Genomic DNA, 22360 nt, shown 5'->3' on the forward strand with positions numbered 1-22360 from the left:
TAATCCTCGGCTTGTTTTTTGCCCGCCAAGACCTTCAGTGGATAGGGTGTTATGTCCGGAAAAGCGCAACAGCAGTCTCGTATCAAAGAGTTGATCACACTTGGTCGTGAGCAGGGCTACCTGACTTACGCGGAGGTCAACGACCACCTGCCGGAGGATATTTCAGATCCGGAACAGGTGGAAGACATCATCCGCATGATCAATGACATGGGGATCAACGTATTCGAGGTTGCGCCAGATAAGGATTCCCTTATGCTGGCCGACGCCGATACCGACGAAGCCGCGGCCGAAGAGGCAGCAGCAGCGTTGGCAGCGGTCGAAACCGACATTGGTCGCACCACCGACCCAGTGCGCATGTACATGCGTGAAATGGGTACGGTAGAGCTCCTCACACGTGAAGGCGAAATCGAAATCGCCAAACGTATTGAAGAGGGTATCCGCGAAGTGATGGGCGCAATTGCGCACTTCCCTGGCACGGTTGATCATATTCTCTCCGAGTACACTCGCGTCACCACCGAAGGTGGCCGCCTGTCCGACGTCCTGAGCGGCTATATCGACCCGGATGACGGCATTGCGCCGCCTGCTGCAGAAGTGCCACCGCCGATCGATCCGAAAGCCGCTCCAGCTGCCGACGACACCGACGACGATGACGCCGAAGCAACGGATGACGAAGAAGAAGCCGAAAGCGGCCCGGATCCGATCATCGCAGCACAGCGTTTTGGCGCTGTCTCCGATCAGATGGAAATCACCCGCAAGGCGCTGAAAAAGCACGGTCGTGGCAACAAGCTGGCAATCGCCGAGCTGTTGGCCCTGGCCGAGCTGTTCATGCCGATCAAACTGGTTCCGAAGCAATTCGAAGGCCTGGTCGAGCGTGTTCGCAGTGCCCTGGATCGTCTGCGTCAGCAAGAGCGCGCGATCATGCAACTTTGCGTTCGTGATGCCCGCATGCCGCGTGCCGACTTCCTGCGCCAGTTCCCGGGCAACGAAGTTGACGAAAGCTGGACCGAAGCACTGGCCAAAGGCAAAAGCAAATACGCTGAAGCCATTGGTCGCTTGCAACCGGACATCATTCGTTGCCAGCAGAAGCTGACCGCACTGCAAACCGAAACCGGTTTGACGATCGCCGAGATCAAGGACATCAACCGTCGCATGTCGATCGGTGAGGCCAAGGCCCGCCGCGCGAAGAAAGAGATGGTCGAAGCGAACTTGCGTCTGGTGATCTCCATCGCCAAGAAGTACACCAACCGTGGCCTGCAATTCCTCGATCTGATCCAGGAAGGCAACATTGGCTTGATGAAAGCGGTAGACAAGTTCGAATACCGCCGCGGCTACAAATTCTCGACTTATGCCACCTGGTGGATCCGTCAGGCGATCACTCGCTCGATCGCCGACCAGGCCCGCACCATCCGTATTCCGGTGCACATGATCGAGACGATCAACAAGCTCAACCGTATTTCCCGGCAGATGTTGCAGGAAATGGGTCGCGAACCGACCCCGGAAGAGCTGGGCGAACGCATGGAAATGCCTGAGGACAAGATCCGTAAGGTATTGAAGATCGCTAAAGAGCCGATCTCCATGGAAACCCCGATCGGTGATGACGAAGACTCCCATCTGGGTGACTTCATCGAAGACTCGACCATGCAGTCGCCGATCGATGTCGCCACTGTTGAGAGCCTTAAAGAAGCGACTCGCGAAGTACTGTCCGGCCTCACTGCCCGTGAAGCCAAGGTTCTGCGCATGCGCTTCGGTATCGACATGAATACCGACCACACCCTTGAGGAGGTTGGTAAGCAGTTCGACGTGACCCGTGAACGGATTCGTCAGATCGAAGCCAAGGCACTGCGCAAGCTGCGCCACCCGACGAGAAGCGAGCATCTACGCTCCTTCCTCGACGAGTAACAACAGAACCCCCGGCCCAGGCCGGGGGTTTTGCTTTATGCAGATTAAATCCCCCGCATACCCCTCCTGCCGTCCAGCCCGTCTACACTCGAAACATTCCTCCGAGCCATAACGAGACCGTTATGCCCAGACTGCCGACCGTGCTTTTTTTGCTGTCGCTGATAACCTGGACCGCAACGGCTGGCGCGCTGACTCTGACCGACGACGAACGTAGCTGGCTGGCCGCACACCCGGATTTACACCTGAGTGTCGATGCCGCCTGGCCACCATTTGAGTTCCGCGACGAGCAAGGCCGGTATCAGGGCTTGGTGGAAGACTACGTCAATGCGATCCGTCACCGGCTGGGCATCACGTTAACGCCCATCGAACCGGGCAGCTGGACCGCTCTGCTGGAACAGGCCAAGCAAGGCAAACTGGACGTTATACCCGGCATCATGTCGACCCCGGAGCGCCAGTCGTTCTTGTCGTTTAGCCGCCCCTATCTCGACTTTCCGATTGTCATCCTGGCCCACGTCGGAGGTGCCCAACCACACAAACTCGAAGATCTGTACGGTCTGAAAATCGCCGTGGTGAAAAACTATGCGCCCCATGAACTGCTGCGTACCCACCACCCGGATCTGAGTCTGGTGCCAATGCCCAATGTGAGTTCGGCCTTGCAAGCACTGGCCAACGACGAAGTGGACGCCGTAGTGGGCGACCTCGCCTCAAGCGTCTGGAGCCTTCGCCAGCTCAAGCTCGCAGGGCTGTATATCAGTGGCGAAACCCCCTATCGCTTTCAACTGGCAATGGCCGTGCCCCCCAACAACAAGGTGTTACTCGGCATCCTGGACAAAGCACTGGCGGACATGAGCCCGAGTGAAATCAGCGCAATTCAGCAGCGCTGGGTGGGCAATGTCCTGGATCAGCGAAATTTCTGGTCGGATGTGCTGATTTACGGCCTGCCAGGATTGCTGTTTCTGATGATCATGCTGGCCGTGGTGATCCGGATCAATCGCAGGCTGAGTTCTGAAATTGCGCGCAGGGTCGATCTCGAACAGGAGCTTCGCAGCAGCGAGTACCACTATCGCGGGCTGGTCGAGAGTCTGTCAGCCATCGCCTGGGAAGCACGGATGAGCGATAACACCTACAGCTACGTGTCGCCGCACGCCGAAGACCTGTTGGGGTACCCCCTGTCCCATTGGCTGATTCCGGGGTTCTGGCGCAATATCATCCACCCTGCGGATCTGACACGCGCCCAAACCTACTGCGATCACGAAGTGCTGGCCGGGCGCGATTACAGCGTCGATTACCGGGTCATCACCGCCGATGGCCGCTGCCTGTGGGTGCGCGACATCGTCAGCCTGATAGAACATGGTCATGAGCCGGTGTTGCGCGGGTTGATGATCGACATCAGCGACGCCAAGCGTACTGAAGAGGCATTGCGCCTCTCCGAGCAAAAATTCGCCTCGGTCTTCCAGCAAAACCCGGACATTCTGGTGATCGCACGACTGTCCGACGGTTGCCTGCTGGAAGTGAACAAAACGTTCGAAGAGCAAATCGGCCTCAAGTCCGAAGAAGTCATCGGCCAAACCGCGACTGACCTGAATATCTGGGGCATTCCCGGCGTTGGGCCGGGGCTGTTGCAGCGGTTGCAGGCCGGCAGCATCCGCAACCTGGAAATGCCCTTTCGTCGCAGCAACGGCCAAGTGTTTACCGGACTGATTTCCGCCGAGCCTTTCGATCTAGACACCACTCCAGCCCTCGTGGTGGTGGTGCGCGATATCAGCCAGCTCAAAGAAACCCAGCAACAACTGCAAACCTCCGAAGAGAAATTCGCCAAGGCGTTCCACGCCTCCCCTGACGGTTTGTTGTTGTCGCGACAGAGCGATGGGTTGCTACTGGAGGTCAATGAAGGTTTCAGCCGCATTACCGGCTTCAACAGCGCGATGTCCATTGATCGATCCACCCTGGACCTGGGCATATGGGTCAACCTCAATGAACGCAAACAGATGCTCGATCTGTTGCACAGGGATGGCTTCGTCCGTGATTTCAGTTGCCACATCCGCCGCAGCGACGGACAAATCCGTCTGTGCGAGGTGTCGAGCCGACCATTGCCGATCGGCGATGATGACTGCATGTTGACCATTGCCCGGGACATCACCGAGCGACACCTGATGCAGGAGAAGCTACAACAGGCCGCCACCGTGTTCGAAAGTACGGCCGAGGGCGTGTTGATCACTGACACACAACAGCACATCAGTGCGGTCAACCGCGCGTTTACGGAGATTACCGGCTACAGCGAGAGCGAAGCGTTGGGCCACACCCCTCGCCTGCTCGCTTCGGGCCTTCACGACAGCGCGTTTTACGCCGCAATGTGGCACCAACTGACGGCCGAAGGTCATTGGCAAGGCGAGATTTCCAATCGCCGCAAGAATGGCGAGCTCTACCCGAGCTGGCTGACCATCAGCGCGGTACGCAACCGGGACAAGTTCATCACCCACTTCGTTGCAGTATTCGCGGACATTTCCAGCCTCAAACACGCCCAGGCCAAACTTGACTACCAGGCACACCACGACCCGCTGACCGGCCTGCCAAACCGCACACTGTTCGAGAGCCGATTGCTGACCGCCCTTAACACCCAACAGGAAAATGGTGGCCAGGGTGCCGTGCTGTTCCTCGACCTGGACCGCTTCAAACACATCAATGACAGCCTCGGCCATCCGGTCGGTGATCTGCTGCTCAAAGGCATTGCCGTGCGCCTCAAGGAGCAGTTGCGCGATATCGATACCGTTGCGCGCCTGGGCGGTGACGAATTCATCATCCTGCTACCGGGCCTGCAACAAAACAGCGATGCCGACAACATCGCGATCAAGCTGCTCAATTGTTTCGCCGCGCCGTTCCAGGCGGGTGATCACGAGTTTTTCATCAGCGCCAGTATTGGCACTAGCCTTTACCCCAAGGATGGCTGCGACGTCGCCACACTGGTCAAAAACGCCGACGCCGCGATGTACCGCTCCAAGGCCAAGGGCCGCAACCGGATTGAGCGCTACACCCGTGACCTCACCGCACAGGCCAGCGAACGCGTGGCGCTGGAACAAGAATTGCGGCGCGCCATCGAGCGCAACGAGCTAGCGCTGCACTACCAACCGAAAATTAGCCTTGATGACCATCGACTGGTCGGTGCCGAAGCCCTGATTCGTTGGTATCACCCGACTTTCGGTACAGTACCGCCAGAGCACTTCATTCCCTTGGCCGAAGAAAACGGCATGATCCTGCAGATCGGCGACTGGGTACTTGAAACGGCCTGTCGCCAGATGCACGAGTGGAGTCAGGTATATGAATGCCTCGGCCCGCTCTCGGTCAACCTCGCTGGCGCCCAACTGCGCCAGCCAAACCTGCTGGGACGGATCGAGCAACTGCTCAAGGACAGCCATCTCCAGCCCGGACTTTTGCAACTGGAAATTACCGAAAACTTCATCATGAGCCAGGCCGAAGAAGCGCTGGCGGTGCTGCATCAACTCAAACAGCTGGGCGTACAGTTGGCTATCGATGACTTCGGTACTGGTTACTCGTCCTTGAGCTACCTCAAGCGACTGCCACTGGATATTCTCAAGATCGATCAGTCGTTCGTCCGCGGCCTGCCTGACGATCCACATGATGCGGCCATCGTTCGAGCGATCATCGCGTTAGGCCGCAGCATGCAATTCACCGTCATCGCCGAGGGTGTCGAGACCCTGGCCCAACAGGAATTCCTCGCCGCCGAAGGCTGCGGGCAGATCCAGGGTTACATCGTCAGCCCGCCGCTTCCCGCCGAAGAATTCGCCGCGATGTTTCTTCGTATAGCCGTATCGGATTTTTCGGATAGCACAGCAGAGAAACCATCGCTATAATCCGCGACCTACTGAGGGCCTATAGCTCAGTTGGTTAGAGCAGAGGACTCATAATCCTTTGGTCCACGGTTCAAGTCCGTGTGGGCCCACCAAACAAAAAAGCCGCGCAAATGCGCGGCTTTTTCGTATGCGACGTGTTGGTTTTCTTTAAGTTGTATGTCGCAGCTATCAGATGACGCCCGCCAAGGTTGTACGCAACATCTGAGAATCGTGTGATGGGTGCATTTGGGCACTTTGCTGCCTTGTTGCGCTTTTGTTCGACGGGATACTCTCCGGACGTCACTGCCAATGCAGTGATCGGGCTTGGAAACCCGTCGAATCAAAACGTAACAGCGCCCCTGATTACGATTGCATCAGCTTATCTGCAATCCTGAGTTATGGCAGCTGTGCGCGGGACGTCTTAGGGCGTGCCGGTTCCTTGATTCCCGGTTTTCCAACCTGCGCACAGCTGCCACCCATTCGCTTGGAAACGAAAGTGGCATCTCCTCAAATCAAGGAAGTTGACCATGAACAACCAATCAGAACTAAAAACCATTGGCTTCACGCCGTTCATATACTGCTCGGACCAGGCGTTGTTCAACGTCCGCCCCGGCGTCCCCATCGTCGAAGCATTGGCACAGGCCTCCGATCTGCTATTCCTGGCCAAGGCATTTGCCAAGGATGCAGCCTACACAAAGAACACCGACCGCCATGCTTGGGCCGCGCATTACCTGACGGCGATGAGCAAAGCGGTAATTGATGATGTGGTGAAAGTGCTGACACCTAGACCTCCTCGTACCGAAATGGAATCAGAGGAGTAATGATGAGTCACCCATGATAGGCGCGCCGACTTTCGGGGCCGCTATTTACGACTGGGATTCCTTCTAGAAAGCAAAAAGTCCCGATACTTTTGCATCAGGGCTTTTTGTAAACCAGAGCATCGGCGATTCCTTTCACGGTTCCCCGTCTATCCCACTCACTGACTAGGAAAGACGTTGGGCACGGCCGCCGCTGCTTACAAGGATCCGGTCCGTACTGACGAGACGAAGATAACCTTCATAAACAAGAGCTATCGCTCACTAGTCGATTATTTTCTTCACATACAGATCTAATCTACGCAATACCTCTAAAGAATCAGCTTAGGGCATGGTGCAGCAGGATCCAGACAAGTATCGTCTGGAAAGCTGATTTATAAGGAAGCCGGCGATGGCCGTGGGTAATTACATAGAAGCGGTTGAGATTATCCGGCGTCTGGAGGGTGGCATTACGCGTCCCTTCCTGTGCCGTGCCAGCAATGACAAGCACTATGTGACCAAAGGGTTGGAATTGCCGCCCAGCGAGCGTATTGCCGAGCTGCTTTGTGCTCGCCTCGCCGCCCAATTCGGCCTACCGATCCCCGAACATGGCTACATCTACATTGACCCTGCTCTGCTGCGCTACAACTTAGAGGCACGCAACGATCTTGGTCCAGGAGACAGCTATGCTCTGGCCTATGTAGCGGACGCTGCCGACCTGTTGTACTCACAAGCACAGCAGGTTCCGAGTAACCTGCAAAAAGCCGTTTTTATCTTTGATTACTGGGTAGGTAACAGTGATCGTCAGCTAGGACCATTCGGTGGTCGCCCCAACCTACTGATGTGTGGAATTGATAATCAGCTTCAGCTGATCGATCACAACCAGGCGTTCAAATGGCCTCTGGATGCCCAAAAATTCGCGGAAAGCCATGTGTTTGGTCCGAGTAATCGAACCTGGAAACTGGATATGGTCGACAGAGTTGAATACAGCCAGCGGATGCACGACACTGCCATGCGATTTCATGACCTATGCTTGGACATACCCGATGAATGGCGTGAATCCATTGGCAAACGGGGGCTCGACATTCTGCTCGAAGAAATCGAAAGTAACCTGATGCACTGCCAATCGGACGAGTTCTGGAGCGTCCTGCAATGAAATATACCTGCCTTTACAGCATCGTGCGCTTCGCGCCTTTTGCCGAAACCGAAGAGTTTGCCAACGTCGGCATCGTTCTTTCGGCACCAGCGATCGGACGCATGGAGTACAGACTCGCCCGTAAAAATCTGAAACGGGTCAATCACTTCTTCGAGTGCAACAACCTATTCGCCAAAGCTATGGAAATAGCCCAGAACGAACTGGATAGCGTTCGCCTCATGACAACAGAGGCTCAAGAATCGCAGATCGTTAACCATTTTCGTTACCTGACCGAGCCGAAGGAATCACTGATTCGCTTCAGTCCCATGCGCTCGATCCTGGTGGAAAATTTTGACACGACTCTTGCAACGCTTTTTAGCCGCTATATCGAGCGCCAAGGTATTGAACGTGATCGTCGTGAAGAGATGATGGTTCGAGAAATTCGAACCATGTTCTTGGAAGCATCAATCCGTAATTTCCGCGATGACACCCTGATTGGTGATCTGACCAAACTACACCTGCCGCTGGTTCACCGTAATGAGGTAGTGGCCGCTATCAAGCCCTTGGCTTTCGATCAGCCTGAGCCAAGCGCGATACTCGACCACTGCGATCAGTGGCTGATGAAGTTCGTACGCGCTGAAAAGGAAGGGATTATCCAACTGAAAAACGTACTAATCCCCGTATCCGCCCCATCTGAAAATGAATCACCCCGCCACCGTAGAGCGGTGCACATCGCGAAAGCGAGCATCCAGGAGCGCGGCCTGCAGTTGGTCGACTTCCAGGCGACCCAAGTAATTGCCGCCTTCGCGCAGAACTACGCTCAGTAGTTTATCTAAGGTTCGGTCACTAGCCTTTCAGGCTCTCACAATGAAAAAAGCCGCGCTATTGCGCGGCTTTTTCATGCCCGTGATTCAGCCGTCACTTGGGCAATGCCTATGCAATCACATAACCCCCAGTTCGAATTTCGACCACAAGCGCCCCGCCGAACGAGCCTGTAACATGCTCAGCCATTGTTCCACGCCACTGGAGACGCCCCTTGCCTGATACACGCCCGCCCGTTCTGGACGAGATCGACCGCCAATTGATCGCAGCCCTGCAAATCAACGCCCGCGAGAGCGTGGCCATGCTTGCCCGACAATTGGGCATCGCTCGCACGACCGTCACGTCTCGTCTGGCAAGACTGGAAAAAGCCAGGGTTATCACCGGTTACGGTGTTCGCCTCGGGCAACGTGTGGTGGATGGGGGGTTGCAGGCGTATGTCGGGATCACGGTGCAACCGCGCTCAGGCAAGGAAGTGCTTCGCCGGCTCAGTGCAATGGCGCAGGTTCAGCAGTTGTGTGCGGTGAGTGGCGAATTTGATTATGTGGCGTGGTTGCGTACGGACTCGCCAGAGCAGCTGGATCAGTTGCTGGATCAGATCGGGAGTGTGGATGGGGTGGAGAAGACCACGACCTCGATTATTTTGAGTAGCAAGATTGATCGGGGGCAGCCGGTTTAGACGCGGCTTGAGCGAATGGGTGGCGGATAAGGCCTCATCGCGAGCAGACTCGCTCCCACAGGGATGAGTTTCGTCAGGTTGAATCAAAATATCGTCATATTGATTGTTTAATTGGCAAAACGACGACACATTGCGTCTTATTAACGTGTTCTACGCTCACTAGAATGGCTGGCATCTTTTCCTATACTCAGACGCGCACTCCGCGTCGGGTCGCCAGCAAGGTCAGCCATGAACAAGAACAATCGCCATCCTGCAGACGGTAAGAAACCTGTCACCATTTTCGGTCCGGACTTTCCTTTCGCCTTCGACGACTGGATCGAGCACCCGGCTGGCCTGGGCAGCATTCCTGTGCACAACCACGGCGCCGAGGTGGCGATTGTCGGTGCTGGCATCGCAGGCCTGGTGGCGGCTTACGAATTGATGAAGCTGGGCTTGAAACCGGTCGTCTACGAAGCCTCGAAAATGGGCGGTCGCCTGCGCTCGCAAGCGTTCAATGGCGCCGAAGGCATCATCGCCGAGCTCGGCGGCATGCGTTTTCCGGTCTCGTCCACCGCCTTCTATCACTATGTCGACAAACTCGGACTTGAAACCAAACCCTTCCCGAACCCGCTGACACCCGCCTCGGGCAGCACCGTGATCGACCTGGAAGGCAAAACGCATTACGCACAGAAACTGGCGGATCTTCCTGCCTTGTTCCAGGAAGTGGCTGACGCTTGGGCCGATGCTCTGGAAGCCGGCTCGCAGTTCTCCGATATCCAGCAAGCGATTCGCGATCGCGACGTGCCACGCCTCAAAGAACTGTGGAACACCCTCGTGCCGCTGTGGGACGACCGCACCTTCTACGACTTCGTCGCCACCTCCAAAGCCTTCGCCAAGTTGTCGTTCCATCACCGTGAAGTATTTGGACAAGTCGGTTTCGGCACCGGCGGCTGGGACTCGGACTTCCCCAACTCGATGCTGGAAATCTTCCGCGTGGTCATGACCAACTGCGACGATCACCAGCACTTGGTGGTCGGTGGTGTGGAACAAGTACCACAGGGCATCTGGCGGCATGTACCCGAGCGTTGCGTGCATTGGCCTGAAGGCACCAGCCTCAGCTCGCTGCACAACGGTGCGCCGCGTACCGGGGTGAAAAAGATCGCCCACGCCGCCGATGGCCGTTTTGCCGTGACCGACAACTGGGGCGACACCCGCGAGTACGCCGCCGTGTTGACCACCTGCCAGAGCTGGCTGCTGACCACGCAGATCGAATGCGACGAAACCCTGTTCTCGCAAAAGATGTGGATGGCCCTCGACCGCACCCGCTACATGCAATCGTCGAAGACCTTCGTGATGGTCGACCGCCCGTTCTGGAAGGACAAGGACCCGCAAACCGGTCGCGACCTGATGAGCATGACCCTCACCGACCGCCTGACCCGTGGCACTTATCTGTTCGACAACGGCGATGACAAGCCGGGGGTTATTTGCCTGTCGTACTCGTGGATGAGCGACGCGCTGAAAATGCTCCCGCATCCGGTGGAAAAACGCGTAAAACTGGCACTGGACGCGTTGAAAAAGATCTACCCGAAAGTCGACATCGCGGCGCGCATCATTGGCGATCCGATCACCGTGTCATGGGAAGCCGACCCGCATTTCCTTGGTGCTTTCAAAGGCGCCCTGCCCGGCCACTACCGCTACAACCAGCGCATGTACGCGCACTTCATGCAGGACGAAATGCCCGCCGAGCAGCGGGGGATTTTCATCGCCGGTGACGACGTTTCGTGGACACCGGCCTGGGTCGAAGGCGCGGTACAAACTTCGCTCAACGCGGTGTGGGGCATCATGAAACACTTCGGCGGTGAAACTCACGCCGAGAACCCGGGTCCAGGAGATGTGTTCAACGAGATCGGACCGATCGCCCTGCCTGAGTAAGAGGAATCCGAAATGCGTGTAGCCCTTTACCAATGTCCACCACTGCCCCTGGACGTCGCCGGCAATCTGCAACGCCTGCATCAACTGGCGCTGGAGGCCAAAGGTGCCGACCTGTTGGTGGTGCCGGAGATGTTCCTGACCGGCTACAACATCGGCGTCGATGCCGTCAGTGTCCTCGCGGAGGTGAACAACGGTGAGTCGGCGCAGCAGATTGCACGCATTGCCAAGTCTGCCGGGATCGCCATTTTGTATGGCTACCCGGAGCGCACCGAGGATGGGCAGATCTACAACGCGGTGCAGTTGATCGACGCCAACGGCGAGCGGTTGTGCAACTACCGCAAGACTCACCTGTTTGGCGATCTCGATCACTCGATGTTCAGCCCCGGCGCAGATGATTTTCCGCTGGTTGAACTCAACGGCTGGAAGCTGGGGTTCCTGATTTGCTACGACTTGGAGTTCCCGGAAAACGCCCGGCGTCTGGCCCTGGCCGGCGCCGAACTGATCCTGGTGCCGACGGCGAACATGATTCCCTACGACTTCATCGCTGACGTCACCGTCCGCGCCCGCGCTTTCGAGAACCAATGTTACGTGGCCTATGCCAACTTCTGCGGCCATGAAGACGAGATCCACTACTGCGGCCAGAGCAGCATCGCCGCGCCGGATGGCAGCCGCATCGCCCAGGCCGGCCTGGATGAAGCGCTGATTGTCGGCGAACTGGATCGTCAGTTGATGGAAGACTCGCGCGCCTCCAATCGTTACTTCCTCGACCGCCGTCCCGAGCTTTACGGCGACCTTAACAAGCGCTGAACCCTCGATATCCGCTAGCATTAGCGCTTCTCTGTTCTGGAAGTGCTCATGCCTGCGCTGAATCACCCTCGCCCCCACACTGAAACCCTGGCCAACGGCTTGCGGGTGACGCTGCGTCATGCCCCGAATATCAAGCGCTGTGCGGCGGTACTGCGGGTCGCGGCGGGCAGTCACGATGTGCCGCTGACCTGGCCGGGGCTGGCGCATTTTCTTGAGCATTTGCTGTTTCTTGGCACCGAGCGTTTTCCTGCTGGCCAAGGGCTGATGGCTTACGTTCAGAGTCACGGCGGTCAAGTCAACGCTCGGACCAATGAGCGCACCACCGACTTCTTTTTCGAACTGCCGACTCAGGCATTTGCTGGAGGACTGGAGCGTCTGTCAGACATGCTCGCTCATCCACGTATGAATCCGGACGAGCAGTTGCGGGAACGGGAAGTGCTGCACGCGGAATTTGTTGCCTGGTCACAGGATGCGGCGGCGCAACAGCAATTGGCGTTGTTCGAAGGACTTTCGCCCGCTCATCCCTTGCGTGGGTTTCATGCCGGAAACCGCGACAGCCTGCCCGTGCCGCAGCCTGAGTTTCAGCAAGCGTTGCAGGATTTCCATCAGTGGTTTTATCAGACCGGGCAGATGACATTGAGCTTGGCCGGGCCGCAGAGTTTCGATGAGTTGCGTGAGATGGCTCAGCGCTTTAGCGCCGAGATTCCTGCCGGGCAACGAGTCCCGCAACAAGCGCCTGCAGCACTGATGCATACCTCGGAAAAAACTTATCAACAGGCTGGCGAGCGGCGGCTCGATCTTCTGTTCGCGCTCGAAGCGTTGCCCGAGTCATCGCGTGAAGCGCTGGCGTTTCTGTGCCATTGGCTGAACGCCGCGAAACCAGGCGGTCTGATAGCGAAGCTGCGAGAACAGGGACTGGCTGACAGCCTGAAAGCCGAGCCGCTCTACCAGTTCGCCGGGCAAGCCTTGCTGCACATCGAATTCACCACCACTCAACCGGGGAGCGTGATCCACGAGAAGTTACTCGACTGGCTGGGCTTTTTTGCCTCCCATCTAGACTGGGCCGCCGTGCGCAAAGAATACGCTGCCCTCCTGCAACGCCGGCAACAAGTCAGCGGCGCCTTGCAATTAGCCCAACTGGACAGCGAACAGCTGGAAACCGGGTTATCGGACCAAGGCGTAGCAGCCCTTAAGGACATCCTGATCAAAATCGGCGCTGTGGATAACTTCAGCGGCGATTGGCAACTGCCGACGCCTAATCCGTTTTTACACACCGAAGCACCCGCGACCAATGCCGGACTGATTCGTGGACAGACCAGTAAACACCGTGGTCTACGCACGTTTGCCCAGGACCGTTCGCGCAGTCGTCGCGAAAACTCCCCGATGCAGTTCAGTCAGGCCTTGCCGGACAACACTGATGAAGGGGCGATTTACCTGCGCTGGCGACTCGACTTCAAACCTCACGCCAGCCTTCAGTCGAACCTGGAAAACCAGTTGCAGCCATTGCGTGAAGACGCGCGTCAGGCCGGCGTCGACTTTTCCTTCAGCGCAGCAGGCAATGAATGGCTGCTGAAAATGACGGGCCTACAGGCAGCGATGCCAATTGTCCTCGAACAGGCGTTGAAACAGCTGACAACAGCGGCGGCCGGATTCTCACAAGATGAACCGCCGGGCGTTGCGCTGATGCCGATCAAACAACTGCTGAAGGCGCTGCCTGATCATTGCCTCAAACCCGCCGCTGTCTCAGGGGATTTGCAGCCGCTTTGGTCGAGCGCGCGATGGGAAGGCCTGGCTATTGGCTTGTCGTCACAGACCCAAGCGGCAATGGGCTTGGCACTGAGCCGCGTGCCCGGTGCTGCGGATCATCAACCGTCGCCGCCCGCTGCGATCAACTCCCAGCGTCTGTGGAGCACCCTCGACACCGGCTCCAGCGAGCACGCGTTGTTGTTGTTCTGTCCAACCGCCACGCCGGACATCGCCGATGAAGCCGCCTGGCGCCTAATCGCGCACCTGTGCCAGACGCCGTTCTACCAGCGCCTGCGAGTGGACTTACAACTGGGTTATGCCGTGTTCAGCACGTTGCGCCAGATTCATGGTCAGACCGGGATTCTGTTCGGCGTGCAATCACCGAGCGTTGCACCTGCCGGTTTGCTGGAGCACATCGAACATTTTTTGAGTGAGTTGCCACAACTGATCGAAGGCATCGACGAGGCCACCTTCATCCATCAACGTCAGTCCCTGGTTGATCAATTCGACCTCAACGCCCTGCCCGTCCATCAGGCAGCCGAACTGCTCTGGCAGGGCAAGCTGGCTGGCCACTCGTCGGATTATCTGGAGCGTCTGCCTGAAGCAATGCTGATGATCGATCACGAAGCGTTACTGGCCGCAACGCAACGATTGAATCAAGTGCTTGGCGGCTGGCGCTGTCTGGCCAGCTGCCCCGCCCCAAGTGAGATTTGGCAAGTGACAAAATGATCATTACAGGCGGCGCAATTAGCTTTCTCAAAGTTTCATGGGCAACTTCATTGTAATTTTGAGTAACATAGCAACCTAACTATCTGAACCATCTCCGGCTGGAGGTGGACTATATGTATAGATATCACCGTCCCGTCACCTGAAGGAGCACTCCCATGTCCTGGTCCAAACCCGCTTACACCGACCTGCGTATCGGCTTTGAAGTCACCATGTACTTCGCCAGCCGCTAATCTTTTTTGTATCGCAGTGCCAACGCCTCGGCTCGCCGAGGCGTTTTTATTTTCAGTTTCGAACGATGGAGCGGCCATGTTTGTCCAGATTCTAGGTTCCGCCGCCGGCGGTGGTTTCCCCCAGTGGAACTGTAACTGCGTGAACTGCGCCGGGTTTCGCAATGGCACCCTTAATGCCAAGGCGCGGACCCAGTCGTCCATCGCCATTTCCGACAACGGCGTGAACTGGGTGCTGTGCAACGCGTCACCGGACATCCGCGCCCAGCTCCAAAGCTTTGCCCCGATGCAACCGGGGCGCGCCCTGCGCGATACCGGCATCAGCGCGATCATCCTGATGGACAGTCAGATCGATCACACCACCGGCCTGCTCAGCCTGCGCGAAGGTTGCCCACACCCAGTGTGGTGCACTGACATGGTCCATGACGACTTGAGCACCGGTTTTCCGCTGTTCACCATGTTGACCCACTGGAATGGCGGGCTGGACTGGAACCGGATCGAACTTGACCGCAGCTTCACCATTGCGGCCTGCCCGAGCCTGCGTTTCACGCCGCTGCCGTTGCGCAGCGCCGCACCACCCTATTCACCGCACCGCTTCGACCCGCACCCCGGCGACAACATCGGTCTGATCGTCGAAGACCTGAACACCGGCGGCAAACTGTTCTACGCGCCGGGATTGGGCAAGGTGGACGCGCCGCTGCTGGAGATCATGGCCGGCAGCGACTGCCTGCTGGTCGACGGCACGATGTGGGACGACGATGAAATGCAGCGCCGTGGCGTCGGCACTCGCACCGGCCGGGAAATGGGCCATCTGGCACAGAATGGCCCCGGCGGCATGCTGGAAGTGCTGGAGCAACTGCCGAAACAGCGCAAGGTGCTTATCCACATAAACAACACCAATCCGATCCTTGATGAAGATTCGCCGGAGCGTGCCGAGCTGATTCGGCGGGATATTGAAGTGGCGTATGACGGCATGAGTATTGTGTTGTAGGACATCGAGACCGCTGCGCGGTCTATCGCCAGCAGGCTGGCTCCCACAGGGGAATGCGATCAACTGTGGGAGCCAGCCTGCTGGCGATGAGGCCGGTCCTGACACCAAAGAATCCACCGGTTGTTCCCCGGAGAACCACAATGACTGACGCCCCAATGTCCCCCGCCGAATTCGAGGCCGCCCTGCGCGCCAAAGGTGCCTATTACCACATCCATCACCCCTACCACGTGGCGATGTATGAAGGCCGGGCGAGCCGCGAGCAGATCCAGGGCTGGGTCGCCAACCGCTTCTACTATCAGGTGAACATCCCCCTGAAAGACGCTGCGATCCTCGCCAACTGCCCGGACCGCGAGATCCGTCGCGAGTGGATTCAGCGCCTGCTGGACCACGACGGCGCCCCCGGTGAAGACGGCGGTATCGAAGCCTGGCTGCGTCTGGGCCAGGCCGTTGGCCTCGACCCGGATCAGTTGCGCTCGCAGGAACTGGTCCTGCCCGGCGTACGCTTCGCCGTCGACGCCTACGTCAACTTCGCCCGCCGGGCCCCTTGGCAGGAAGCCGCCAGCAGCTCGCTGACCGAGCTGTTCGCACCGCAGATCCACCAATCGCGCCTGGACAGTTGGCCACAGCATTACCCGTGGATCGACCCGGCCGGGTATGAATATTTCCGCACTCGCCTGGGTCAGGCGCGCCGTGATGTGGAACATGGTCTGACCATCACTTTGCAGCACTACACGACACGTGAAGGCCAGGAGCGCATGCTGGAAATTCTCCAGTTCAAACTGGACATTCTTTGGAGCATGCTCGATGCCATGAGCATGGCCTACGAACTGAAACGTCCGCCGTATCACAGCGTGACCGAGCAACGGGTCTGGCACAAAGGAATCACCTTATGAGTTTCGACCGTAGCAAGACCCCGACCTGGCGTACCGGCTACCGTTTCCAGTACGAACCGGCACAGAAAGGCCATGTGCTGCTCTACCCGGAAGGCATGATCAAACTCAATGAAAGCGCCGCGCTGATCGGCGGCTTGATCGACGGCGAGCGCGACGTGGCTGCGATCATTGCCGAACTGGATGCACAGTTCCCCGGCGTACCCGAGCTCGGTGAAGACATCGAGCAATTCATGGAGGTCGCGCGTGCTCAGCACTGGATCGAACTTGCCTGATTCCCTGTCAGACAAGTTACCGCCCAAACCCGACATCGGCTTGCCGCTCTGGTTGCTCGCCGAGCTGACTTACCGCTGCCCGCTGCAATGCCCGTATTGTTCCAACCCACTGGACTTTGCCGAGCAAGGCAAAGAGTTGAGCACCGAGCAGTGGCTGAAAGTCTTCCGCGAAGCCCGGGAGATGGGCGCAGCGCAGTTGGGCTTTTCCGGTGGTGAACCGCTGGTGCGCCAAGACCTCGCCGAACTGATTGCCGAGGCGCGCAAGCTGGGTTTCTACACCAATCTGATCACCTCCGGCATTGGCCTGACCGAGCAGAAAATCAGTGACTTCAAGAAGGCCGGCCTGGACCACATCCAGATCAGCTTTCAGGCCAGCGATGAGCAGGTGAACAACCTGCTGGCCGGCTCGAAAAAAGCCTTCGCGCAGAAGCTGGAAATGGCCCGTGCGGTGAAGGCTCACGGCTATCCGATGGTGCTGAATTTCGTGACCCATCGGCACAACATCGACAAGATCGACCGGATCATTGAGCTGTGCATCGCTCTTGAGGCGGACTTCGTCGAACTCGCCACCTGCCAGTTTTACGGCTGGGCGCAGCTCAACCGGGTCGGCCTTTTACCGACCAAGGAACAACTGGTCCGCGCCGAACGCATCACCAATGAATACCGCGCCAAGCTGGAAGCCGAAGGGCATCCGTGCAAGCTGATTTTCGTCACGCCGGACTATTACGAAGAGCGCCCGAAAGCCTGCATGAATGGCTGGGGCAGCATCTTCCTGACGGTCACGCCGGACGGCACCGCCCTGCCCTGCCACGGCGCCCGGCAGATGCCGGTGCAGTTTCCCAACGTGCGCGACCACAGCATGCAGCACATCTGGTACGACTCGTTCGGCTTCAATCGTTTTCGCGGTTACGACTGGATGCCCGAGCCCTGCCGCTCCTGCGACGAGAAAGAAAAGGACTTCGGCGGCTGCCGCTGCCAGGCGTTCATGCTCACGGGCGATGCGAGCAATGCCGACCCGGTGTGCAGCAAATCCGAACATCACGGCGTGATCCTCAAGGCCCGGGAAGAAGCCGAGCACGCGACCCAGACCATCGAACAACTGGCCTTTCGCAATGAACGAAATTCACGACTCATCGCAAAAAGCTGAGCCCTTCAGCGCCGCTAAAGCCGTCGCTGCCGGTGTCGATTTTGCCGAACTTCAGGTCGGCCAGCATGGCCTGTTCTGGATCGAGTATCGGCCCGAGGACGCCGCCTGCCGGATCTGGCATTGGCGCGATGGCGAGGCACATTGCCTGACGCCTGCGGGTTTCAGTGTGCGCAGTCGGGTGTACGAATATGGCGGTGGCGCGTTTTGTCTGACCGATGGCGGGGTGGTTTTCGTCAACGAGGCGGACCAACAGCTGTATCGGCAGTCGCTGACGGGTGAAACGCCTGAAGTGCTGACTTCAAGCGGATACCGTTATGGCGATCTGCAATTCGCCAACGGACAGGTTTTGGCGGTTGAAGAGGACGGTAACCGGCATCGGCTGGTGGCGATTGATGTGAATGATGGTGGGCGTCATCTGCTGGCAGAAGGTGCCGACTTCTACGCGGCGCCGACCCTGAGCCCAGACTCGCAACGCCTCGCGTGGATCGAATGGAGCCGCCCGAATCAGCCCTGGACTGCAACTCGGCTGATGGTTGCCGAACGTCAGAGCGATGGAGAGTTTGCGTCGCCGCGCTGTGTGGCGGGAGAGGATATTCAGGAGTCGCTGCAACAACCTCGATTCGATGACAACGGTCGCCTGTTTTGTCTGACCGATCGCGGCGGTTATTGGCAGCCATGGGTGGAGTCTTTAGACGGTTTGAGTCCGTTGCCAAGCGCCGCAGCGGACCATGGACCGGCGCCTTGGCAATTAGGGGGCTGCACTTGGCTGCCCCTGACTGAAAACCGTTACCTGGCGAGTTGGACCGAAGGTGGATTTGGCCGACTGGGTCTTTGTGGTGACACCCATGACGATTTCACCGGCGAATACAGCCGCTTCCGCCATCTCGCGCTGGATGAGCAATTCATATACTGCATCGCCGCATCGCCGTTCAGTTCGGCGGCAGTCATTGCCATTGACCGCGATAACTGGCAGGTCAAGGTACTGGCCGGCGGCATTGCACCGTTACCCGCCGAGCAGATCAGCGTCCCGCAAACCCTGCGCTACCCCAGCGGCCTGGGTGAAGCCCATGGGTTTTTCTATCCTGCGATGAGCGGCGATGCGAAACCGCCGCTGGTGGTATTTATTCACGGAGGTCCGACATCGGCGTGCTACCCGATGCTCGATCCGCGCATTCAGTACTGGGCGCAACGCGGCTTTGCCGTGGCCGATCTCAACTATCGCGGCAGCAGCGGCTATGGCCGGGCTTATCGCCAGGCATTGCATTTGAGTTGGGGTGACGTGGATGTGGAAGATGCCTGCGCGGTCGTCGCGCACCTCGCCGAACGAGGCTTGATCGATGGCGACAAGGCGTTTATTCGCGGTGGCAGCGCCGGTGGCTACACCACCCTTTGTGCGCTGGCCTTTCACAACGTCTTCCGCGCCGGTGCCAGCCTTTATGGTGTCAGCGATCCCGTCGCCCTGGGCCGTGCCACTCACAAATTCGAAGGCGATTATCTGGACTGGCTGATCGGCGATCCGGTGCAGGATGCCGAGCGTTATGCCGCACGAACACCGCTGCTGCATGCGGGCAACATCAGCGTGCCAGTGATTTTCTTTCAAGGTGAGCTGGACGCGGTGGTCGTGCCGCAACAGACCCGCGACATGGTCACGGCGTTGCAGGACAACGGCATTCTGGTCGAAGCGCATTACTACGCTGACGAACGCCACGGCTTTCGCAAGGCAGGCAATCAGGCCCATGCGTTGGAGCAGGAGTGGTTGTTTTATCGGCGGGTGATCGCGCTTGGGAACAATGCCTGATTAGCGGCGCGTCCATCGCGAGCAGGCTCGCTCCCACAGGGATTTCTGTACACCATAGATCCAGTGTGGGAGCGAGCCTGCTCGCGATAGCGATCTAGCTGACGCTGCGAAATTCAACGCTTGGCGATGATATAAACCGCATGCACGATCCCTGGAATGTACCCGCACAACGTCAGCAAAATATTCAGCCAGAACGCCCCGCCGAAACCGACTTGCAGAAATACACCCAATGGCGGCAACAGAATGGCGATGATGATTCGAACAAAGTCCATGGGGCAGCTCCTGATTTTAAGTAGGCTCGTGTAAGCACTATAGCTAATCGACCTGTGCCGTTCGTCAGGGTTCAGTGCAATGCCTCAGGCCAGTATTTCAAGGCCATGTTTTTGAACGATGCTCAGCAACTTCAGCGCCATGCCGCTGGGATGTTTGTAGCCCGATTTCTATTGGGAGGATGTGATGAAAGGGCCCGATGAACGCTTTAACCGCTCGAAAACCCTTACGGCCTGAGCTGATGACTTTTCTGCAGGCAAAAGAAAACCCCGCCGAAGCGGGGCTTTGCAGACTGTTTCCCTGACATCCATTTCACTCCGCCGTCCTGGCAGAATCCTACGTGTCCGTGTTGTTGCTTTGCGCTTCCTGCGCGACGTCCGTGTAATGAAGATTAACTGTGGATCCAATCTTCGCCTATGGGAGAACAGCAGCACGTCATGTAAGAGATTGCTTACATGACGTCATGTTTTTCAGAACTGCGCAGCATCCAGCAGGAACAGTGATTCACTACCGGCTTTCACCGACGCGCTCAACGAGTGAATGCGTGGCAGCAGGCGGGCGAAATAGAACCGCGCCGTACCCAACTTGCTCGCGTAGAAATCGTCCTGCGTTTCTTTACCCAACGCGGCTTTGGCCATCAACGCCCACATGTAGGCGTAGGCGACGTAACCGAAGGTTTGCAGGTACTCGACCGAAGCGGCGCCAATTTCATTCGGGTTGTTTTTCGCACGGTCCAGCACCCATGCAGTCAGTTCGTCGAGGGTGGTCACGGCGTCGTTCAGCGGCTTGGTGAACTCGGCGAGGCTGGCGTCGGCCGTCGCGGTGAAATGACGGATCTCGTCAGCGAACAGGTTGTAGAACGCCCCGCCGGTGCCGACGATCTTGCGCCCGACCAGGTCCAGCGCCTGAATGCCGTTGGTGCCTTCGTAGATCTGGGTGATACGCACGTCGCGCACCAGTTGCTCCTGGCCCCATTCACGGATGTAACCGTGGCCGCCGAACACTTGCTGGCCATGCACGGTGGTTTCCAGACCCAGGTCGGTCAGGAATGCCTTGGCTACCGGAGTCAGCAGCGCAACCAGGTCTTCTGCACGTTTGCGTGTGATCGCGTCTTCGCTGAATTTGGCGGTATCCAGCTGCATGGCCACGTAAGTCGAGAACGCACGGCCGCCTTCGTTCGAGGCTTTCATGGTCAACAGCATACGACGCACGTCCGGGTGGACGATGATCGGGTCTGCGACTTTGTCTTTGTTTTGCGCGCCGGTCGGCGAACGGCTTTGCAGACGGTCGCGAGCATATTCAACGGCGTTCTGATACGAGCGCTCGCCAGTCGCCAGGCCCTGGATACCGACACCCAGACGCTCGTAGTTCATCATGGTGAACATCGCTGCCAGGCCTTTGTTCGGCTCGCCGACCAGGTAACCGACGGCTTCGTCGAAGTTCATCACACAGGTCGAAGATGCCTGGATGCCCATTTTGTGTTCGATCGAACCGCAGTTCGCCGGGTTACGCGCGCCGAGGCTGCCATCGGCATTGACCATGAACTTCGGCACCAGGAACAGCGAAATGCCTTTCGGACCCGCTGGCGCGTCCGGCAGTTTGGCCAGCACCAGGTGAATGATGTTCTCGGTCAGGTCGTGCTCGCCACCGGTGATGAAGATCTTGGTGCCGCTGACTTTGTAGGAACCGTCGGCCTGAGGTTCGGCCTTGGTGCGGATGATCCCAAGGTCAGTACCGGCGTGCGGCTCGGTCAGGCACATGGAACCGGCCCAGACGCCAGCGTACATGTTCGGCAGGTACGCGGCTTTCAGCTCTTCGCTGGCATGGGCGTTGATCGACAAGCAGGCGCCGGCGGTCAGCATCGGGTACAGACCGAACGACAGGCTGGCGGAGTTGACCATTTCTTCGACCTGCGCCGAAACAGCCTTGGGCATGCCCATGCCGCCGTAGGTCGGATCACCACCGACGCCAACCCAGCCACCTTCGGCATAAGTCTGATACGCCTGTGGGAAACCTGCCGGGGTGGTGACCGCACCGTCGGCCCAATGGCAACCTTCTTCGTCTGCCGCACGGCTCAAAGGTGCGATGCTTTTGCTGGTGACCTTGCCGGCTTCTTCAAGAATGGCTTCGACGGTTTCCGCATCGACGGTATCGGCCAGTGCAGGCAGCTCGGCCCAGAGTTTGGCGACCTCGAAAACTTCATTGAGGACGAAGCGCATATCGCGCAGGGGAGCTTTGTAGTCAGCCATGGCAAACCTCGCAAGATCTAAACGGGTGATTCGTAGGAATGGTGTGTTCGTTGAGTCCGAGTGTAACCCAACAACTTTTGTGACACATAGGGTCAGCCCGTGACCATTTTGTAATGATTAGTCACCGACTATTCAGTCATTAAAAA

Annotated in this window: 17 protein-coding genes, 1 tRNA gene and 1 pseudogene; 16 read left to right on the forward strand and 3 right to left on the reverse strand. The window is 57.9% G+C overall.

The genetic code is table 11. The features are described 5' to 3' along the window. Positions 1-51 precede the first annotated feature (51 nt). The 16 genes from rpoD (at position 52) to J2Y56_RS08980 (ending at position 19695) form a co-directional block, all read left to right on the forward strand. Positions 52-1899, forward strand: a complete 1848-nt coding sequence (gene rpoD / locus J2Y56_RS08905) for an RNA polymerase sigma factor RpoD (RefSeq protein ID WP_007947806.1) — start codon at positions 52-54, stop codon at positions 1897-1899. Between the two features lie 122 nt (positions 1900-2021). Continuing rightward, positions 2022-5768, forward strand: a complete 3747-nt coding sequence (locus J2Y56_RS08910; protein ID WP_310349779.1) for an EAL domain-containing protein — start codon at positions 2022-2024, stop codon at positions 5766-5768. A gap of 15 nt (positions 5769-5783) precedes the next feature. Next, positions 5784-5860 (forward strand) — tRNA-Ile (locus tag J2Y56_RS08915). Positions 5861-6274: 414 nt separating this feature from the next. Next, the gene (locus J2Y56_RS08920; RefSeq protein WP_007947809.1) at positions 6275-6568 is read left to right on the forward strand and encodes a DUF3077 domain-containing protein; all 294 of its coding nucleotides are present in this window, start codon (positions 6275-6277) and stop codon (positions 6566-6568) included. A 385-nt stretch (positions 6569-6953) separates the two neighbouring features. Beyond that, positions 6954-7697: a HipA family kinase gene (locus tag J2Y56_RS08925; RefSeq protein WP_007947810.1), complete on the forward strand. Its 744-nt coding sequence runs from the start codon at positions 6954-6956 to the stop codon at positions 7695-7697. Next, positions 7694-8503 (forward strand): DUF3037 domain-containing protein, encoded by an 810-nt coding sequence (locus tag J2Y56_RS08930; RefSeq protein ID WP_007947811.1) that lies wholly within the window; start codon positions 7694-7696, stop codon positions 8501-8503. The genes J2Y56_RS08925 and J2Y56_RS08930 overlap by 4 nt, the downstream gene beginning before the upstream one ends. A 209-nt stretch (positions 8504-8712) precedes the next feature. Next, complete coding sequence (locus tag J2Y56_RS08935; RefSeq protein ID WP_008067391.1) at positions 8713-9174, forward strand: Lrp/AsnC family transcriptional regulator; 462 nt, start codon at positions 8713-8715, stop codon at positions 9172-9174. Between the two features lie 228 nt (positions 9175-9402). Beyond that, entirely contained in the window at positions 9403-11085 is a 1683-nt protein-coding gene (locus J2Y56_RS08940; RefSeq protein WP_007947814.1) for an NAD(P)/FAD-dependent oxidoreductase, read from the forward strand. Between the two features lie 12 nt (positions 11086-11097). Next, complete coding sequence (locus tag J2Y56_RS08945) at positions 11098-11892, forward strand: carbon-nitrogen hydrolase family protein (RefSeq protein ID WP_007947815.1); 795 nt, start codon at positions 11098-11100, stop codon at positions 11890-11892. Positions 11893-11940: 48 nt separating this feature from the next. After that, positions 11941-14367: a pyrroloquinoline quinone biosynthesis protein PqqF gene (pqqF, locus tag J2Y56_RS08950; RefSeq protein WP_310349782.1), complete on the forward strand. Its 2427-nt coding sequence runs from the start codon at positions 11941-11943 to the stop codon at positions 14365-14367. Positions 14368-14522: 155 nt separating this feature from the next. After that, entirely contained in the window at positions 14523-14597 is a 75-nt protein-coding gene (gene pqqA / locus J2Y56_RS08955; RefSeq protein WP_009045898.1) for a pyrroloquinoline quinone precursor peptide PqqA, read from the forward strand. A 76-nt stretch (positions 14598-14673) separates the two neighbouring features. Continuing rightward, complete coding sequence (gene pqqB, locus J2Y56_RS08960) at positions 14674-15585, forward strand: pyrroloquinoline quinone biosynthesis protein PqqB (RefSeq protein ID WP_310349784.1); 912 nt, start codon at positions 14674-14676, stop codon at positions 15583-15585. A 140-nt stretch (positions 15586-15725) separates the two neighbouring features. Further along, a complete protein-coding gene (gene pqqC, locus J2Y56_RS08965) occupies positions 15726-16478 on the forward strand; it encodes a pyrroloquinoline-quinone synthase PqqC (RefSeq protein WP_310349786.1) in 753 nt (250 codons plus the stop codon). After that, complete coding sequence (gene pqqD / locus J2Y56_RS08970; protein WP_007947819.1) at positions 16475-16750, forward strand: pyrroloquinoline quinone biosynthesis peptide chaperone PqqD; 276 nt, start codon at positions 16475-16477, stop codon at positions 16748-16750. Before pqqC ends, pqqD begins: the two co-directional genes overlap by 4 nt. 4 nt (positions 16751-16754) lie before the next feature. Continuing rightward, positions 16755-17897, forward strand: a complete 1143-nt coding sequence (gene pqqE, locus J2Y56_RS08975) for a pyrroloquinoline quinone biosynthesis protein PqqE (RefSeq protein ID WP_310349862.1) — start codon at positions 16755-16757, stop codon at positions 17895-17897. Further along, positions 17863-19695 (forward strand): S9 family peptidase, encoded by a 1833-nt coding sequence (locus J2Y56_RS08980; RefSeq protein ID WP_310349787.1) that lies wholly within the window; start codon positions 17863-17865, stop codon positions 19693-19695. The genes pqqE and J2Y56_RS08980 overlap by 35 nt, the downstream gene beginning before the upstream one ends. Positions 19696-19808: 113 nt before the next feature. Here the strand turns inward: J2Y56_RS08980 and J2Y56_RS08985 are convergent, their stop codons facing one another. The 3 genes and pseudogenes from J2Y56_RS08985 to J2Y56_RS08995 all read right to left on the reverse strand — a co-directional run bounded on the left by J2Y56_RS08985 (position 19809) and on the right by J2Y56_RS08995 (position 22214). After that, a complete protein-coding gene (locus tag J2Y56_RS08985; protein WP_007947822.1) occupies positions 19809-19967 on the reverse strand; it encodes a YqaE/Pmp3 family membrane protein in 159 nt (52 codons plus the stop codon). A gap of 84 nt (positions 19968-20051) precedes the next feature. Beyond that, a pseudogene (locus J2Y56_RS08990) lies at positions 20052-20135 on the reverse strand (transcriptional regulator); the annotation flags it as partial. 300 nt (positions 20136-20435) lie between these two features. Further along, positions 20436-22214: an acyl-CoA dehydrogenase C-terminal domain-containing protein gene (locus tag J2Y56_RS08995; RefSeq protein ID WP_310349788.1), complete on the reverse strand. Its 1779-nt coding sequence runs from the start codon at positions 22212-22214 to the stop codon at positions 20436-20438. Between the last annotated feature and the right edge of the window lie 146 nt (positions 22215-22360).

The organism is Pseudomonas sp. BE134, from assembly GCF_031456105.1.
GTDB lineage: Bacteria > Pseudomonadota > Gammaproteobacteria > Pseudomonadales > Pseudomonadaceae > Aquipseudomonas.

Bases quoted from the DNA above. Each gene is read 5' to 3' on its own strand.
- pqqF (WP_310349782.1), top strand. From the start codon at position 11,941: ATGCCTGCGCTGAATCACCCTCGCCCCCACACTGAAACCCTGGCCAAC.
- J2Y56_RS08980 (WP_310349787.1), top strand. From the start codon at position 17,863: ATGAACGAAATTCACGACTCATCGCAAAAAGCTGAGCCCTTCAGCGCC.
- J2Y56_RS08995 (WP_310349788.1), bottom strand. From the start codon at position 22,214: ATGGCTGACTACAAAGCTCCCCTGCGCGATATGCGCTTCGTCCTCAAT.
- J2Y56_RS08920 (WP_007947809.1), top strand. From the start codon at position 6,275: ATGAACAACCAATCAGAACTAAAAACCATTGGCTTCACGCCGTTCATA.
- J2Y56_RS08910 (WP_310349779.1), top strand. From the start codon at position 2,022: ATGCCCAGACTGCCGACCGTGCTTTTTTTGCTGTCGCTGATAACCTGG.
- pqqC (WP_310349786.1), top strand. From the start codon at position 15,726: ATGACTGACGCCCCAATGTCCCCCGCCGAATTCGAGGCCGCCCTGCGC.
- J2Y56_RS08930 (WP_007947811.1), top strand. From the start codon at position 7,694: ATGAAATATACCTGCCTTTACAGCATCGTGCGCTTCGCGCCTTTTGCC.
- J2Y56_RS08925 (WP_007947810.1), top strand. From the start codon at position 6,954: ATGGCCGTGGGTAATTACATAGAAGCGGTTGAGATTATCCGGCGTCTG.
- J2Y56_RS08945 (WP_007947815.1), top strand. From the start codon at position 11,098: ATGCGTGTAGCCCTTTACCAATGTCCACCACTGCCCCTGGACGTCGCC.
- J2Y56_RS08940 (WP_007947814.1), top strand. From the start codon at position 9,403: ATGAACAAGAACAATCGCCATCCTGCAGACGGTAAGAAACCTGTCACC.
- pqqD (WP_007947819.1), top strand. From the start codon at position 16,475: ATGAGTTTCGACCGTAGCAAGACCCCGACCTGGCGTACCGGCTACCGT.
- pqqB (WP_310349784.1), top strand. From the start codon at position 14,674: ATGTTTGTCCAGATTCTAGGTTCCGCCGCCGGCGGTGGTTTCCCCCAG.
- rpoD (WP_007947806.1), top strand. From the start codon at position 52: ATGTCCGGAAAAGCGCAACAGCAGTCTCGTATCAAAGAGTTGATCACA.
- J2Y56_RS08985 (WP_007947822.1), bottom strand. From the start codon at position 19,967: ATGGACTTTGTTCGAATCATCATCGCCATTCTGTTGCCGCCATTGGGT.